13 protein-coding genes are annotated in these 15,377 nt (G+C 66.2%); 6 read left to right on the top strand and 7 right to left on the bottom strand.

Annotated elements, in window-relative coordinates; genetic code table 11:
- Positions 1-21 precede the first annotated feature (21 nt).
- The 5 genes from mobB to R2N03_RS07905 are packed head-to-tail and all read right to left on the bottom strand — an operon-like array spanning position 22 to position 7,222.
- Positions 22-543 (bottom strand): molybdopterin-guanine dinucleotide biosynthesis protein B, encoded by a 522-nt coding sequence (mobB, locus tag R2N03_RS07925; RefSeq protein ID WP_316657113.1) that lies wholly within the window; start codon positions 541-543, stop codon positions 22-24.
- Position 544: 1 nt separating this feature from the next.
- Positions 545-1,228, bottom strand: coding sequence for a respiratory nitrate reductase subunit gamma (gene narI, locus R2N03_RS07920; RefSeq protein ID WP_012430632.1), 684 nt, complete (start codon positions 1,226-1,228; stop codon positions 545-547).
- Positions 1,225-1,944, bottom strand: coding sequence for a nitrate reductase molybdenum cofactor assembly chaperone (gene narJ / locus R2N03_RS07915; protein WP_428984372.1), 720 nt, complete (start codon positions 1,942-1,944; stop codon positions 1,225-1,227). The genes narI and narJ overlap by 4 nt, the downstream gene beginning before the upstream one ends.
- On the bottom strand, positions 1,944-3,488 hold the full coding sequence (gene narH, locus R2N03_RS07910; protein WP_012430630.1) for a nitrate reductase subunit beta: 1,545 nt from the start codon (positions 3,486-3,488) through the stop codon (positions 1,944-1,946). The genes narJ and narH overlap by 1 nt, the downstream gene beginning before the upstream one ends.
- On the bottom strand, positions 3,485-7,222 hold the full coding sequence (locus R2N03_RS07905) for a nitrate reductase subunit alpha (RefSeq protein ID WP_012430629.1): 3,738 nt from the start codon (positions 7,220-7,222) through the stop codon (positions 3,485-3,487). The genes narH and R2N03_RS07905 overlap by 4 nt, the downstream gene beginning before the upstream one ends.
- 284 nt (positions 7,223-7,506) lie before the next feature.
- On the opposite strand from R2N03_RS07905, the gene R2N03_RS07900 reads away from it, so the two are divergent.
- On the top strand, positions 7,507-8,175 hold the full coding sequence (locus R2N03_RS07900) for a YitT family protein (RefSeq protein ID WP_316657107.1): 669 nt from the start codon (positions 7,507-7,509) through the stop codon (positions 8,173-8,175).
- 12 nt (positions 8,176-8,187) lie between these two features.
- Here R2N03_RS07900 and R2N03_RS07895 read toward each other — a convergent pair whose 3' ends face one another.
- Both R2N03_RS07895 and R2N03_RS07890 read right to left on the bottom strand, forming a co-directional pair.
- Positions 8,188-9,573, bottom strand: coding sequence for a NarK family nitrate/nitrite MFS transporter (locus R2N03_RS07895; RefSeq protein ID WP_012430627.1), 1,386 nt, complete (start codon positions 9,571-9,573; stop codon positions 8,188-8,190).
- Positions 9,574-9,622: 49 nt separating this feature from the next.
- Complete coding sequence (locus R2N03_RS07890; RefSeq protein WP_316657104.1) at positions 9,623-10,939, bottom strand: MFS transporter; 1,317 nt, start codon at positions 10,937-10,939, stop codon at positions 9,623-9,625.
- A gap of 235 nt (positions 10,940-11,174) precedes the next feature.
- Here R2N03_RS07890 and R2N03_RS07885 point away from each other — a divergent pair, with 235 nt between their 5' ends.
- Genes R2N03_RS07885 through R2N03_RS07865 form a run of 5 tightly spaced genes read left to right on the top strand, consistent with a single transcriptional unit; the run spans position 11,175 to position 15,285 of the window.
- Positions 11,175-12,458: a hypothetical protein gene (locus tag R2N03_RS07885; protein ID WP_012430625.1), complete on the top strand. Its 1,284-nt coding sequence runs from the start codon at positions 11,175-11,177 to the stop codon at positions 12,456-12,458.
- Between the two features lie 44 nt (positions 12,459-12,502).
- Positions 12,503-13,519, top strand: coding sequence for a ubiquinone anaerobic biosynthesis protein UbiU (gene ubiU / locus R2N03_RS07880; protein ID WP_182557804.1), 1,017 nt, complete (start codon positions 12,503-12,505; stop codon positions 13,517-13,519).
- Between the two features lie 10 nt (positions 13,520-13,529).
- Positions 13,530-14,414, top strand: a complete 885-nt coding sequence (locus R2N03_RS07875) for a U32 family peptidase (RefSeq protein ID WP_012430623.1) — start codon at positions 13,530-13,532, stop codon at positions 14,412-14,414.
- Positions 14,411-14,827, top strand: coding sequence for a ubiquinone anaerobic biosynthesis accessory factor UbiT (gene ubiT, locus R2N03_RS07870; protein WP_012430622.1), 417 nt, complete (start codon positions 14,411-14,413; stop codon positions 14,825-14,827). Before R2N03_RS07875 ends, ubiT begins: the two co-directional genes overlap by 4 nt.
- Positions 14,828-14,859: 32 nt before the next feature.
- Positions 14,860-15,285, top strand: coding sequence for a putative zinc-binding protein (locus tag R2N03_RS07865; RefSeq protein ID WP_012430621.1), 426 nt, complete (start codon positions 14,860-14,862; stop codon positions 15,283-15,285).
- Positions 15,286-15,377 lie beyond the last annotated feature (92 nt).

Genomic DNA, 15,377 nt, shown 5'->3' with positions numbered 1-15,377 from the left:
TGGTGCCGTGTCGGGGTGGCCCTATGCGGGCTGGAGGTCGTGTTCGAGTATCTGGCAGATGAAGTCCGCCACGCCTTGCGGCTGATCAAGAAACAGGCACGGGCGGTCCAACGCCAGCGGCGCATCGGTTGCGACGGCGAGAATGCTGTCGTCGTCGGGATACATCGGCGGCTTGCCGAGTGCCGGGCGGTGCACCTCGATGCGCGGAATCGATTCGCGCCGGAAGCCCTCGACCAGCGTGATGTCGGCCGGGCTCATGCGGGCCAGCAGTTCGGCAAGCGTGGGTTCCGGCGTATCGTGCAGCGTGTGGACGATGGCGTAGTGGTAGGGCGAGGCCACCATGACCTCGCTGGCGCCGGCGGCACGCACGCGGGCGCTGTCCTTGCCCGGGGGCTCCAGCGCGAGCACATGGTGGCTGTGTTTGATCACGTTCACGCGCAGCCCCTGTGCGCGCAGCAGCGGCAGCACAGCCTCGATCAGCGTGGTCTTGCCGCTGCCCGAGCGGCCGGTGATGCCGAAGACGGCGCGTTGGCAGGTCGGCATGTCAGCGCCCCCGCACCAGTTGCCATGCCCGGCCCACGTAGGTGACCGAGGCCAGTCCGCTCCAGACGTGCACCAGCCGCGTGAACGGGAAGATCAGGAACAGCGTCATCCCCATGAACAGATGCAGCTTGAAGATCAGCGGCACCGCGGCCACGTAGCTGGAGGCATCGGCTTGCAGCGTGACGATGTGCTGGGCCCAGGTCATCAGCAGCACCATCACGTGCCCGTCGAGGTGGCCGGCGGAGGTGAGGATGGTCGTGAGGCCGAGCAGCAGCGTGACGAGCAGCCAGGCCAGCAGGACTTTGTCGCCAGGGCGCGTGACGGCGCGGATGCGTGGGCTCGACAGGCGCCGATAGATCAGCAGGAGCAGCCCGACCAGGCACAGGCTGCCCAGGATGCCACCGGCCGTCATGGCCACCAGTTGCTTGACGCTGTGCGGCACGCCCAGTGCGTCCCACACCGCCACGGGCGTGAGCAGGCCAGCAAGGTGGCCGAAGAACAGGCCAAGGATGCCCACGTGGAACAGCAGGTTGCCCACACGCAGCGTGCCCGTGTGCAGCAACTGCGAGCTGTCGCTCTTCCACGTGTATTGTTCGCGCTCGAAACGCAGCAGGCTGCCCAGCAGGAAGATCGTGCCAGCGATGTAGGGGTAGATGCCGAAGAGCAGGGTGTTGAGCATCGTCATGTCAGACTCGCATGGGTAGAGGGTTGCGGCGGCGTCGGATGCACAGCCTTGCGCGGGTGGAACTGCACGGGCTGCTCGGCCGACAGCGCCGGGCGCAGCAGCGGCTCCACACCGTCCGCGCCGGGGCCGAAGTGCTCCATGGCTTCGTCCATGTCGCGGATGGGCGGCTCGGTCAATGGCTGCGGCTGCACGTCGGAGAGCGTCAGCAAGACGTCGAAGATGCCGGCGTAGTGGGTGCCGTCACGCGTCAGGCGCTCGCCAATGGCCGCCAGCACGTGAATGGCGTCGCCCAGCAAGGCCGTGGCCTGGGCGCGGTGTCCGGTCGATTCCAGATGCCCCAGCACTTCCAGGAACAGCGGCACGTAGTCGGGCAGCTCGCTGTCGGCCGGTTCGACACCGTATTTGCGGTATTCGTCGATCAGGTCGACCATGGCCTGGCCGCGGTCGCGGCTCTCGCCGTGCACGTGCTCGAACAGATGCAGTGCGTGCGAGGGGTTGCGGTCGAAGGTGGCAACGTAGTGTTCCTGCAGCGTGATGAGGTCGGTATCGCGCAGCGTGGCCAGCAGCGGGGCCAACCGCGCGCGGGCGGCGGGCGTGGCGCCCAGCGCCTGATCGAGTTCGGGCAGGGCATCCAGCAGTTCCGGCTCGGGGTAGGTGAGCAGGACCGAGAGCAGGTGGTACATCGAGGGCGTAGTCATGTTGTGCTCCGGTGGCATCAGGCTGCGCTCTTCTTGCGCGAGACCGGCATGCTGATGGTCGATACGCTGGCCTTCTTGCGCCCGAAGAACGTGCCTTCGGATACGCCGCCCGAGCAGCCGTTGCCGAAGCTGAAGCCGCACGCGCCTTTTTCATCGAAGCTGTCCTGCGCCATCTCCTTGTGCGAGGCGGGGATGACGAAGCGGTCCTCGTAGTTGGCGATGGCCATGATCTGGTACATGTCCTCCACCTGCGTGGGGGTGAGGCCGACGCGATGGAGCACGTCGAGATCCTGCACGCCATGCACGGTCTGTGCGCGCTTGTAGGCGCGCATGGCCAGCATGCGTTCCAGCGCGCTCACAACAGGCACCTCGTCACCGGCAGCCAGCAGGTTGGCGAGGTAGCGCACCGGAATGCGCAGGCTCTTCACATCGGGAATCATCCCGTCCATGCCCATCACGCCGGATTCCGCAGCCGACTGGATCGGCGACAGCGGCGGGATGTACCAGACCATCGGCAGCGTGCGGTACTCAGGGTGCAGCGGGAAGGCCACCTTCCAGTCGCAGGCCATCTTGTAGACCGGCGATTTCACGGCCGAGTCGATCCAGCTTTGCGGGATGCCCTGACGCAGCGCCTCTGCCTGGATGGCGGGGTCGTGGGGGTCAAGGAACACGTCGAGCTGCGCGTTGTAGAGGTCCTTCGTGTCTTCCACGCTGGCGGCGGCTTCAATGCGATCCGCGTCGTACAGCATCACGCCGAGGTAGCGGATGCGGCCCACGCAAGTCTCCGAGCACACGGTCGGTTGGCCGCTTTCGATGCGCGGGAAGCAGAAGGTGCACTTCTCGGCCTTGCCACTCTGCCAGTTGAAGTAGATCTTCTTGTACGGGCAGCCCGACACGCACATGCGCCAGCCGCGGCACTTGTCCTGGTCGACCAGCACGATGCCGTCCTCCTCGCGCTTGTAGACCGAGCCCGACGGGCACGATGCCACGCAGGTCGGGTTCAGGCAGTGCTCGCACAGGCGCGGCAGATACATCATGAAGGTGTTCTCGAAGGTCGAGTACATCTCCTTCTGGATGTCTTCAAAGAGCTGGTCACGGCTGCGCGATTCGAACTCGCCGCCCAGGTCGTCCTCCCAGTTCGGACCCCACTCGATCTTCTCCATGGTCTTGCCGGTGATGGCCGAGACCGGGCGCGCGGTGGGCGGCGTCTGCGACAGCGGCGCGTTCTGCAGGCGCGCGTAGTCGTAGGTGAAGGGCTCGTAGTAGTCGTCGATCTGCGGCAGGTTCGGGTTGGCGAACAGGTTGGCGAGGATCTTCAGCTTTCCGCCCTGGCGCGGGGTGAGCTTGCCGTCGGCGTGGCGTTGCCAGCCGCCTTGCCACTTGTCCTGGTTCTCCCATTGCTTGGGGTAGCCGACGCCGGGTTTGGTCTCGACGTTGTTGAACCAGGCGTATTCCACGCCGTCGCGCGAGGTCCAGACGTTCTTGCACGTCACGGAGCAGGTATGGCAGCCAATGCACTTGTCCAGATTCAGGACCATGGCCACCTGGGCACGGATCTTCATTGCGAGACTCCCGAATGGCTCTCGGCCAGTTGTTCTTCCATCCAATCGACGCGCTGCATCTTGCGCACGATCACGTATTCATCGCGGTTGCTGCCGACCGTGCCGTAGTAGTTGAAGCCGTAGGCCTGCTGCGCATAGCCGCCGATCATGTGCGTGGGCTTGGTCACGGTGCGCGTGACGGAGTTGTGGATACCGCCGCGCATGCCGCTGGTTTCGGCGCCCGGCACGTTCACGATCTTTTCCTGGGCGTGGTACATCAGGCACATGCCGCGCGGCACACGCTGGCTCACCACCAGCCGCGCTGTCAGCGTGCCATTGACGTTGAAGACCTCCACCCAGTCGTTGTCGCGCAGGCCGGCAGCCTTGGCTTCGGCCTCCGATATCCACACGTGCGGGCCGCCGCGCGAGAGCGTGAGCATGCGCAGGTTGTCGGAATACGTGGAGTGGATGCCCCACTTCTGGTGCGGCGTGATCCAGTTCAGCACCAGTTCCGGATGGCCGTTGCTGTGCTTGCCGAGCATCGGCTGCACGGTCTTGGTGTCGATGGGCGGCTTGTACAGGCACGCGCCTTCACCAAAGTCGATCATCCAGCGGTGATCCTGGTAGAACTGCTGGCGGCCGGTGAGGGTGCGCCATGGAATCAGCTCGTGCACGTTGGTGTAGCCGGCGTTGTAGCTGACCTCTTCCGATTCCAGCCCCGACCACGTCGGCGCCGAGATGATCTTGCGCGGCTGCGCCTGCACGTCGCGGAAGCGGATCTTGTCGTGCTCGCGCCCGACGGCCAGGTGCGTATGGTCGCGCCCGGTAATCCTGGACAGTGCCTCCCACGCCTTGACGGCCACGTGGCCGTTGGTTTCCGGCGCAAAGGTGAGGATCATCTCTGCCGCGTCCGTAGCGGTTTCCAGGCGAGGGCGGCCCTGGCTCACGCCCGGCGCCGTGACCTTGTGGGTCAGGCCGGCCAACTCGTGCACCTCGTGTTCGGTGTTCCAGTTGATGCCCTTGCCGCCATTGCCCAGCTTGTCGAGCAGCGGGCCGACCGACGTGAACTTGCGATAGATGTCGGCGTAGTTGCGCTCGACCACGGTCATCGCCGGTGCGGTCTTGCCCGGGATGAGATCGCACTCGCCGTATTTCCAATCCTTCGGTGCAAACGGCTGGCCCAGTTCGCCCGGGGTGTCGTGCATCAGCGGCGTGCACACCAGGTCGTGGCGCGTGCCGAGCAACGGGCCGGCAATTTCCGTGAACTTCTTGGCGATGGTTTTGTAGATTTCCCAATCTGTCTTGGATTCCCACAGCGGGTGCACCGCTTCCGACAGCGGATGGATGAACGGGTGCATGTCGGACGTGTTCAGGTCGTCCTTCTCGTACCAGGTGGCCGTGGGCAGCACGATGTCGCCGTACAGGCAGGTCGTGCTCATGCGGAAGTCGAGTACCGTCAGCAGGTCGAGCTTGCCTTCGGCGGCCTCGCGCACCTCCACTTCCGACGGCTTGATGGCGGCCGCTTCGTCGCTGAACAGCGCGTTCTGCGTGCCGAGCAGATATTTGAGGAAGTACTCGTGCCCCTTGCCTGAACTGCCGAGAATGTTCGAGCGCCAGACGAACATGTTGCGCGGGAAGTTGTCCGGATGGTCCGGGTCTTCGCAGGCGAAGCGCAGCTTGCCGCGCTTGAGTTGATCGACGGTGTAGGCGACAGGGTCCTGGCCCGCAGCCTTTGCCGCGTCCGTTACATCCAACGGATTGGCATTGAGCTGCGGCGCGGAGGGCAGCCAGCCCATGCGCTCGCTCTTGGTGTTCAGGTCCAGCAGTGACTGGCCGGCATAGCGTGCCCGGTCCGCCGTGGGACAGAGGATCTCGTCCAACGACAGCTTCTCGTGGCGCCACTGGCTGGTGTGGCTGTAGAAGAACGAGGTGCCGTTCATCTGGCGCGGCGGGCGTGACCAGTCCAGCCCGAAGGCCAGCGGTGCCCAGCCGAACTGCGGGCGCAGCTTCTCCTGGCCCACGTAGTGCGCCCAGCCGCCGCCGCTCTGGCCGATGCAGCCGCACATCATCAGCAGGTTGATGATGCCGCGGTAGATCATGTCGTTGTGATACCAGTGGTTCAGCGCCGCACCGACGATGACCATGCTCTTGCCGTGTGTGCGATCGGCATTGTCGGCAAACTCGCGCGCCACCTGGATCACCTGCTTGCGCGGCACGCCTGTGTGCTTCTCCTGCCAGGCCGGGGTGTAGGGCACGTCGTCGTCGAAGCTGGCGGCCACGTTGGGCCCACCCAGGCCCTGGTCGACACCGTAGTTCGCCAATTGCAGGTCGTACACGGTGGCAACGCACGCCGTGGTGCCATCGGCCAGCGTGACGCGCTTGACGGGCACGCGGCGTTTCAACATCGCCTCGTGCTCGCCGCCAAAGTACGGGAAGCTGACGTCCACCACGTCGTCATGCGTGGCGACCAGCGAGAGCAGCGGGTCGATCTCCGAGCCGTCAGCGGAATCCTTCAGTTCGAGGTTCCAGCGGCCGACCTTGGCGCCACCGTCGTGCTGGGCTTCGTTCCAGCGCAGGCCGATGGCGCCGTTGGGGACCACCAGCCGGCCCGTGGGTGCGTCGATCAGCAGCGTCTTCCAGTCGGGGTTGTTGGCCTCGCCGTGGTTGCCCGCCAGGTGCGAGGCGCGCAGGAAGTGGTCGGCCGCGTAGCTGCCGTCTTCGGTTGCCCGCAGCAGCACCAGCATCGGCATGTCGGTGTACTGCTTGACGTAGCTGCGGAAGTAGGCGGACTTGCCCGTGGTGTGGAATTCCTTGAGCACCACGTGGCCCATCGCCATGGCCAGCGCGGCGTCGGTGCCCTGCTTGGGGGCGAGCCAGATGTCGCCAAACTTGACCATCTCGCCGTAGTCGGACGAGATCGCCACCGTCTTGGTGCCCTTGTAGCGGACCTCGGTGTAGAAGTGCGCGTCCGGCGTGCGCGTCTGCGGCACGTTGGAGCCCCACACCATCAGGTAGGTGGAGTTGTACCAGTCGGCCGATTCCGGCACGTCGGTCTGCTCGCCCCAGACCTGCGGGCTGGCGGGCGGCAGGTCGCAATACCAGTCATAGAACGACAGGCACACGCCGCCGATCAGGCTCAGGTAGCGCGCGCCGGCCGCGTAGCTCACCATCGACATGGCAGGGATGGGCGAGAAGCCGACGACGCGGTCGGGTCCGTAGCGCTTGATGGTGTACGCATTGGCGGCGGCGATGATCTCGGTGGCGGTGTCCCAGTCGGCGCGCACGAAGCCGCCCTGGCCGCGCACGCTCTTGTAGCGCCGCGCCTTCTCGGGATCCTGGCTGATGGATTCCCAGGCGGCAACCGGGTCCATGGTCTTGCGTGCTTCGCGCCACATCGCCATCAACCGGCCGCGAATCAGCGGCGTCTTCACGCGCTGGGCGGAATAGACGTACCAGCTATACGATGCGCCGCGCGGGCAGCCGCGCGGCTCGTGGTTGGGCAGGTCCGGGCGGGTGCGCGGGTAGTCGGTCTGCTGCGTTTCCCACGTGATGAGGCCGTTCTTGACGTAGACCTTCCACGAGCAGGAACCGGTGCAGTTCACGCCGTGGGTCGAGCGCACGATCTTGTCGTGCTGCCAGCGGCTGCGGTAACCGTCTTCCCAGCGGCGGTCTTCATTGACCACGGCGCCGTGCCCGTCGGCAAAGGTCGACCGGACGTGGGTGAGGAACTTCAGGCGATCGAGAAAGTGGCTCATGGCGGGGTGACGTGCGCGCCGGTCGGCCGGCGTGCAGTGATTGCGGGAATGGGAACAGCTTATGGATCGGTGCCCTGCGTGCCCATTCATCGGCTGGCGTGCCTGCGCGCGGCAATGGAGGGAGGAAATGGCGGGGCGCCTACGCCGGAAGAACTATGCCGAGTGGCCGCAGCGCCCGCGCAACGCGCTGGCCAGATTGGCGTTCCCTTGGTCTGGATCAAGGAGCCTGCGCGGGGGGCGGATCCATAGTGGCGCCGTGTCCACGGTATCCGAAAGGAGCCCCCATGAAAGCCCTCGAAGTCACCCGGCACAGTACGCTCGAAGACGTGCTGGCCATCGTCACCGGCACGCTGTTCGTGTCGCTTGGTATCACGCTGTTCAAGCAGGGCGGCCTGCTCTCGGGTGGGACGGCGGGCGTGGCCTTCCTGATCCACTACGCCACGTCGCTGCCGTTCGGCGCCGTGTTCTTCACGATCAATCTGCCGTTCTACTATCTGGCGGTGCGGCGCATGGGCTGGCGCTTTACCTGCAAGACGTTCTGTGCGGTGGCACTGGTGTCGTGGCTCAGCGAGGTGCATGCGCACTTCGTGCATCTGGATACGCTCAACCCGCTTTACGCCGGCGCCATTGGCGGCACGCTGATGGGCGTCGGGCTGATCGTGCTGTTCCGCCATCAGGCCAGCCTGGGCGGCGTCAACATCGTCGCGCTGTATCTGCAGGACAAGTACGGCATTCGCGCAGGCAAGTTCCAGATGGCGGTGGATGTGGGGATCGTGCTGACCTCGCTGTTCGTGGTCAGCCCGATGGCGTTGGCGGCCTCGCTGGTGGGCGCGGTGGCATTGAACCTGAGCATTGCGCTGAACCACCGGCCTGGCCGCTACCCGGCTGCGCAGGCTGCCCTTGGCGCCGCGCCCGCAGACCGCCACGGCCCGCACAAGCGTTCCGTGGCGTGAGTGCGGCGCCGTTCAGCAGGGCATCGGCGCATTGCGGCGGGCATACACCGCCCACGTCACCAGCAGGCACAGCACGTAGAACGAAATGAAGCAGTACAGCGCGGCGTTGACCGAGCCGGTCAGTTCCAGCGAGGTGCCGAAGCTCTTCGGAATGAAGAAGCCGCCATACGCGCCGATGGCACCGGTGAAGCCCAGGACGGCCGCCGATTCCTTGCCGGCATCCTGCACGGCCTGCCGTTGGGCGGCTTCATCCTTGCCGCGCGCCGCGCGCTGGTGCTGCGTGAGGAAGATGATCGGGATCATGCGGAAGGTCGAGCCATTGCCGATGCCCGTCAGCGCGAACAGCACGATGAACATGGACAGGAAGCCGACGAAGCTGCCCGCATAGCCGTCTGCCGGCAGGAAGGTCAACACGCCGACCACGGCGGCGATCATGCCGGCAAACGTCCAGAGCGTGACACGCGCGCCGCCCACCTTGTCGGAGATCCATCCGCCCACGGGCCGCGTGAGCGCACCGGCCAGCGGACCGAGGAAGACATACGTGGTCGGGTTCACGTTGGGGAACTGCGATTTGGTCAGCAGCGCCAGGCCAGCCGAGAAGCCGATGAACGAGCCGAACGTGCCGACATACAGCAGGCACATCAGCCAGTTGTGGGTGCGCTTGAAAATGACGGCCTGATCAGCAAACGAAGCCTTGGCGTCGGCAATGTCGTGCATGCCGAACCACGAGGCCAGCGTGGCCACCACGATGAACGGCACCCAGATGAAGCCCGCGTTCTGCAGCCACAGGCTGCGCTCAACGCCACCTGCCGTGTAGGTTTGCGGGTCACCGCCCAGCGCACCGAAGACACCCACCGAAATCACCAGCGGCGTGACGAACTGCACGACCGACACCCCCAGGTTGCCGATGCCGGCGTTCAGCCCCGTGGCCAGCCCTTTCTTCTGCTTGGGGAAGAAGAAACTGATGTTCGCCATCGACGAGCTGAAATTGCCGCCGCCCAGGCCGCACAGTAGTGCAAGCACGAGCAGCATCGGATAGCTCGTCTGCGGATCGCGCAGCGCGAAGCCCATGCCGAGCGCAGGAATCAACAGACTGGCGGTGGACAGCGCCGTCCAGCGGCGGCCGCCGAAGATGGGCACCAGGAACGAGTAGAAGATGCGCAGGGTGGCCCCCGACAGGGCAGGCAGCGCGGTGAGCCAGAACATCTGGTTCTTGGTCAGCGCAAAGCCTGCCTTGTCGAGGTTGACCACCACCACGCTCCACAAGGACCAGACCGCGAACGCGATCATCAGGGCGGGAATGGAGATCCACAGGTTGCGATACGCCACCGATTGGCCGGTGACGCGCCAGAACGAGGGGTTCTCGGGCTCCCAGTGGGTGAGGACGTTTGAGGTCATGATGAGCTCCAGCAATGCCGCGCCTTGATCGGCGCGGCGCAATCAAGGATCAGGAGAGGCGTTGCGCGAGGGATGCGGTGGAAGACGACCTGCCGATCAATGTGGCCCGCCCCTCGGCGCGAAAGCTGAAGTGCATCCACACCAGGCTGACGCACACCGCGCCGTACAGCAACATGAAGCAGGTGGAATGAATGCCCGTGAGATCGACCAGCACGCCAAACAGGATCGGCAGGACGAACCCCGCCAGACCACCGGCAAGGCCCACCGCACCCGATACCGCACCGATGTTGTCGGTGAAGTCATTCGAGATGAACTTGAAGACGGACGCCTTGCCGATGGCCATTGCCACACCCACCACGCCCATCAGCGAGGTGAACGCCACGGGCGACAGCCCGATGTGGAAGTCCAGCGGGCCGTGGGTGCCGGTGATGGTGAACCGGGTCTGCGGATAGCTGAGCAGGAAGAACGCGACCCAGCACACCCACATCACTGCCCAGGTCGTGCGATAGGCGCCGTAACGGTCGGACAGCCAGCCGCCCACCGCGCGCAGCACGCCGCCCGGCAGGGAGAAACAGGCTGCCAGGAAGGCCGCGGTCTTGATCGAGAAGCCGTATTCCGCGACGTAGTAGCGCGTGAGCCACAGCGACAGCCCCACATAACCGCCGAAGACTACCGAGTAATACTGCGCATAGCGCCAGACGCGGGGGTCGCGCATTTCGCGCAGCTGCGCGCGCAGCGACACCGACTTGCCCGTGGCGTGCGACGGATCGGTCGCGGAGCCGAACCAGAACAGCAGTGCGGTCACGAGCATGCCCATCGCATACACGCGTGGCACGACGGTCCATGTGCCGGCGGACAGCACCAGCAGCGGCGCGACAAACTTGTTCAACGCCGCGCCAGCATTGCCTGCACCGAAGATGCCCATGGCAAAGCCCTGGCGCTTCTTGGGGAACCAGCGCGCCACATACGGCGTGCCTACGGAGAAGGAGCCGCCGGCCAGGCCCACCAGCATCCCGAGCGCCAGGAACTGCCAAAGCTGCGTTGCGTCGGCGACAAACCAGATGGGCGCTACGGTGGCGAGCATCAGCAGGAAGAACACGATGCGACCGCCAAAGCGGTCTGTCCACATGCCCAGGGGCACGCGCACGAGCGAGCCCGTCAGCACCGGCATGGACGCTATCAGGCCGAACTCGGTTTCGGACAGGCCGAGCTGCTTCTGCAGCGGAATGCCGAGAATGGCGAACATCGTCCACACCGCAAAGCAGATGGTGAAGGCGAACGTACTGGACGCGAGCACCGCATAGGCGCGAGGCGCGACGGCGGCTTGCGCCGCAATGGCAGGAGAGGTGGCAGTAGCGGAGGACATATCGTGACCCCGTGGTGGAATTGGCAGGGTCAGGGTAGGTGGGGCACCGGAGTGCGTCTATTCGTCGCTGGACGAGGAGGGCCGTGCGCGAGGCGGGTCGGTCGGACTAGTTCGTTCGACAGGGACCCTGCTTGTCGAGGCGCGCGCGCACCGGCCTGCCGTTCGCACCTTAATGCACGTCAAAACGCGCAACGGGGGGCTTGGGCTAGGGTGTAGGCTCTTGCTTTGATCGCCCATGTCAGCCACCGCCCCTACGCTCTTCTACGAACGCATGCCGCCGCCCGGCGTGGTGTTCGGCTGCCTCTTGCCCGTGCCCTGGGCGGGAGCGGCCGTGGGTTTGCTGCTGGCATTCGGGCCGACGGGCGGATTGCCTGATCGGTTTGCGCCGCTTGCACTTGCGCTCGTGCACGGGTTGGCGGTGGGGATGTTGCTGCCCGCCATGCTGGGCGCGCTCTTCCAGCTGTTTCCCGTGGTGGCGGGCGTGCCTGTGCCGGGTGCCCGCTGGGTATCGCCATGCGTGGCTGCGACTTGCGTGGCGACTGCGATTGCGCTCGCGACCGGATTCCTGGGCGGCGGGCGAACCGCCTTTGCGCTGGCAGCGTGGTTTGGCGCGCCGCTGCTGGCCATTCCGGCGGTCCTGCTGATCCTGGGGGGGCTGCATGTCGTCAAGGCTGCGGACATGCACGGCACCGTGCGAACCTTGCGGCGCATTGGCTGGGCGCTGCTGTTGACGCTGGCCACCGGCGCGACGCTTGGCACGGTGCTGGCCCTGGGGATGTTTTCTCCGGCACCTGTCCTGCTGAACCTGCATGTCGGTTGGGGGCTGGGCGGCTGGCTGGCCACGCTGCTGGCCGGTGTCGCCTCGACCGTGCTGCCGATGTTCTGGCAGTCCCCCCGGTTGCCGGAGCGCTGGCATCGGTGGATGCCAGGATGGCTGTGGGCGCCCCTGCTGCTGGGCAGCTTGATCGGCTGGCGCGGCGGCACGGCGCTCTGGCAGACGTGGGGCTGGCTTGCGCTGGGCGCGTTGTCCGCGGCCGGGCTGGGCGCGGTCTACCGGGCCCGTCGCAGACACGACCCGGGCTGGCCACTGTGGCTGGGCGCGACAGGCGCGTGGTTTGCCGTCGCCGTTCTCGGTATCGCTGCGCGTTGGCTGCCGGCCGGTTGGCCGGTTGCCTGGTGGATGGGCGTGCTGGCCCTCGTGGGCGGTGGTGTGCTGCCCATCAATGCCATGCTCGGCAAGATCATCCCGTTCATGGTGTGGATGCACTTGCGCAGGCTCGTGCCACGCCATGTGCGACTGCCCGCCATGCAGACCCTGATTGGTGAGCGGCAGCAGCACTGGCATGCCCGGTTGCTGCTCTTGGCGGCGCTTGCACTGCTGCTGTTGCCCGTCAGCCCGGGGTGGATGGCCATGCCGGCCGGCTTGCTGTTTGCCGTGTCGCAGCTGTGGCTGGGCGCGCAGCTGTGCCGGGCGCTCTGGACGTTTCGCGGCGTGCGCCGTGCGTTCACGCGCGGTTGACCGAACGCAAAACCACACTGGCGGACAAGTCGCAGACTCCCGCCATGACACAAACCTCTTCCACCATCGAACTGGTGGCACCGGCCGGCAGCCTGGCAGCACTCAAGGCAGCCGTGGATGCCGGCGCCGATACCGTCTACCTCGGTCTGAAGAACGCCACCAACGCGCGCAACTTCGCGGGGCTGAACTTTACCGAGGCCGATATCCGCACGGGTGTCGAGCTGGCGCACCAGAAAGGGCGCCAGGTGCTGTTTGCCATCAACACGTTTCCGCAGGCTGGCCGTGGCATCGAATGGCGCATGGCCATCGACGCCGCCTACATGCTGGGGGCGGACGCCGTGATCCTTGCCGACCCGGGTCTGATGGCCTATGCGCGCGACCGGTATCCCGACCTGCGGCTGCATCTCTCGGTGCAGGGCTCGGCCACGCACGCCGACGCCATCGAGTTGATGCGCGAGCAGTTCGGCATCCACCGTGCCGTTCTGCCGCGCGTGCTGACGCTGACCGAGGTCGAGCGCGTGATCCGGCAGACCTCGGTGCAGATCGAAGTGTTCGGCTTTGGCAGCCTGTGCGTGATGGCCGAAGGACGCTGCCTGCTGTCGTCATACGCCACGGGCGATTCGCCCAACAACAAGGGCGTGTGTTCGCCTGCCCATGCCGTGCGCTGGATGGAGCGTGACGGCAATCTCGATGCGCGCCTGAATGACATCCTGATCGATCAATACGCACCGGGCGAGGCTGCGGGGTATCCGACGCTGTGCAAGGGGCGCTTCCTGGTAGACGACGAGGTCGACCACGTGCTGGAAGAGCCCACCAGCCTCAATGCGCTGAGCCTGCTGCCGCGGCTGCTGGCCATGGGCGTGTCAGCCATCAAGATCGAGGGGCGCCAGCGCAGCCCGGCGTATGTGGCCCAGGTGGTGGCCACATTGCGCGCTGCCTTGGATGCCGCACAGGCGGACCCTGCGCGCTTCTCCGTCAGGCCTGACTGGCAGGCTGCGCTCGTGCGCCACGCAGAAGGCGCGCACGTCACGCAAGGCGCATTTGATCGGCCCTGGAAATAGAAGGCACATCATGTCCTACGAGATTTCGCTTGGTCCGCTGCTGTACTACTGGCCGCGGTTACAGACGTTCGACTTCTACGCAGAGGTCGCGGCCAGCCCTGTCGACATCGTCTATGTGGGCGAGACGGTCTGCAGCCGCCGCCACGAGCTGCGGGCGGACGACTGGCTCGATATCGCGGCCATGCTGCGCGAGGCCGGCAAGTCGGTGGTGCTATCGACGCGGACGCTGATTGAAACCAGTGCCGAGGCGCAGGCGTTGCGCAAGCAATGTCAGCAGGACGACTGGCTGGTGGAGGCCGGCGAGCTGGGTGCCGTCAGGCTGCTTGGCGGCCGCCCGTTCGTGGCCGGGCCGCACTGCAACGCTTACCACGGCGCCACGCTTGCCTGGCTGGCTGGGCTGGGAGCGATACGCGCGGTCATGCCGCTGGAAATGAGCCAGGCCACGCTGGCTGAGCTGATGCGCGAAAAGCCCGACGCACTGGAAATTGAAGCGATGGTGTGGGGCCGGTTGCCTTTGGCCTTCTCGGCGCGCTGCTTTACGGCGCGGCATTTCCGTCTCAACAAGGACGATTGCGGCTTCCGCTGTATCGAGCACCCCGACGGTCTTGCCGTGCGCACGCGCGAGGGGCAGGAGTTTCTCGCCATCAACGGTATCCAGACGCAATCGGGGCAATGCCTCGACATGCTCGACCAGGCGCCCGCGCTGTCGGCGCTCGGCGTGAAAGTCCTGCGCGTGAGTCCGCAGTCGCGCGGCACACTCGACGCGGTGGCCGCGCTGGATGCGCAGCGCCGTGGCGAGCCCGCGCCCGCGGTGCAGCCGCCCGAAGGCATCGGCCGCTGCAACGGCTACTGGCATGGCCGATCCGGCATCGACTGGCTGGAGACCCCGCGATGATGCTGCGCCCACCCGCCACGCTGGTGCGCATGGCGCGCCGGTTGCCCACGCCATTGACCTCGCTGCCCTTCGTGCTGGGGCTCGACCTTGCGCGCCGCCTGTCATGGCTGACGCCGCCGCCCGAACTCGAGGGGCGGCGCTTTGCCATTACGGTGGAGGATCTTGGGCTGCGCGCCTGCTTCTGCTGTCGCGGCGGCGCGTTCCATCTGCTGTCGGGCCAGGTGCCCGAGCTGGAACTGCACGCGGGTGTCGCCGAGTTCGTCGCGCTCATCCGCGGCACCGCCGACGCTGACACGCTGTTCTTTCAGCGCCGCCTGAAGATTGCCGGTGACACGGAGCTGGGCCTGATCGTCAAGAACTGGCTCGATGCTGCCGCACGGCCGGCGTGGCTGGCGCGCTGGCAGTCGCGCTAGCGCGGGTTGCAACGTCACAGGGAGGTGATGCCATGTCGTCGAATCATTTGCCGCTCGTCTACGCCTGCTCCGGATGCTCGAGCGTGGCGCAGGCGGCCAACCGTCTCGCGGTCGACCTCGACCGCGCTGGCAGGGCAGAGATGTCATGCATCAGCGGCGTGGGCGGCGGGGTGCGGGCGCTCGTCAAGACCGCACGCAGCGGGCGCCCCATCCTGGCGCTCGATGGTTGCGCGCTGGCCTGCGTGAAAGCCTGCCTGGCGACTGCCGGTGTCACCGCCGATGTGCACCTGGTGCTCAACCAGCTTGGCGCCAAGAAGCGCTATCACGCTGACTGCGGCGAAGAGGAGTTGGCCGTCGCGACCGCATTGGTGGACGAAGCCGTCACTGCGCTCCAGCAGCAGATCGACGCCGCATCAGGGTGCGCCATGCCGGCTGCCGTTTCCGTCGGCACAGACTGAGCTTCGACGCCTGCCGGGCCATTCGCCGCCCCGGTGCGGGGTCGTGCGATCGCCTCGTCGGGCAACTGCGGTTGCGCGACACCTGATGCGGC

The sequence above is a fragment of the Ralstonia condita genome, assembly GCF_958405655.1.
Lineage (GTDB): Bacteria > Pseudomonadota > Gammaproteobacteria > Burkholderiales > Burkholderiaceae > Ralstonia > Ralstonia condita.
This window is presented reverse-complemented; position numbering and strand designations above follow the sequence as displayed.

Bases quoted from the DNA above. Each gene is read 5' to 3' on its own strand.
- R2N03_RS07900 (WP_316657107.1), top strand. From the start codon at position 7,507: ATGAAAGCCCTCGAAGTCACCCGGCACAGTACGCTCGAAGACGTGCTG.
- narH (WP_012430630.1), bottom strand. From the start codon at position 3,488: ATGAAGATCCGTGCCCAGGTGGCCATGGTCCTGAATCTGGACAAGTGC.
- R2N03_RS07895 (WP_012430627.1), bottom strand. From the start codon at position 9,573: ATGACCTCAAACGTCCTCACCCACTGGGAGCCCGAGAACCCCTCGTTC.
- R2N03_RS07865 (WP_012430621.1), top strand. From the start codon at position 14,860: ATGTCGTCGAATCATTTGCCGCTCGTCTACGCCTGCTCCGGATGCTCG.
- R2N03_RS07890 (WP_316657104.1), bottom strand. From the start codon at position 10,939: ATGTCCTCCGCTACTGCCACCTCTCCTGCCATTGCGGCGCAAGCCGCC.
- mobB (WP_316657113.1), bottom strand. From the start codon at position 543: ATGCCGACCTGCCAACGCGCCGTCTTCGGCATCACCGGCCGCTCGGGC.
- R2N03_RS07875 (WP_012430623.1), top strand. From the start codon at position 13,530: ATGTCCTACGAGATTTCGCTTGGTCCGCTGCTGTACTACTGGCCGCGG.
- ubiT (WP_012430622.1), top strand. From the start codon at position 14,411: ATGATGCTGCGCCCACCCGCCACGCTGGTGCGCATGGCGCGCCGGTTG.
- narI (WP_012430632.1), bottom strand. From the start codon at position 1,228: ATGACGATGCTCAACACCCTGCTCTTCGGCATCTACCCCTACATCGCT.
- R2N03_RS07885 (WP_012430625.1), top strand. From the start codon at position 11,175: ATGTCAGCCACCGCCCCTACGCTCTTCTACGAACGCATGCCGCCGCCC.
- narJ (WP_428984372.1), bottom strand. From the start codon at position 1,944: ATGCCACCGGAGCACAACATGACTACGCCCTCGATGTACCACCTGCTC.
- R2N03_RS07905 (WP_012430629.1), bottom strand. From the start codon at position 7,222: ATGAGCCACTTTCTCGATCGCCTGAAGTTCCTCACCCACGTCCGGTCG.
- ubiU (WP_182557804.1), top strand. From the start codon at position 12,503: ATGACACAAACCTCTTCCACCATCGAACTGGTGGCACCGGCCGGCAGC.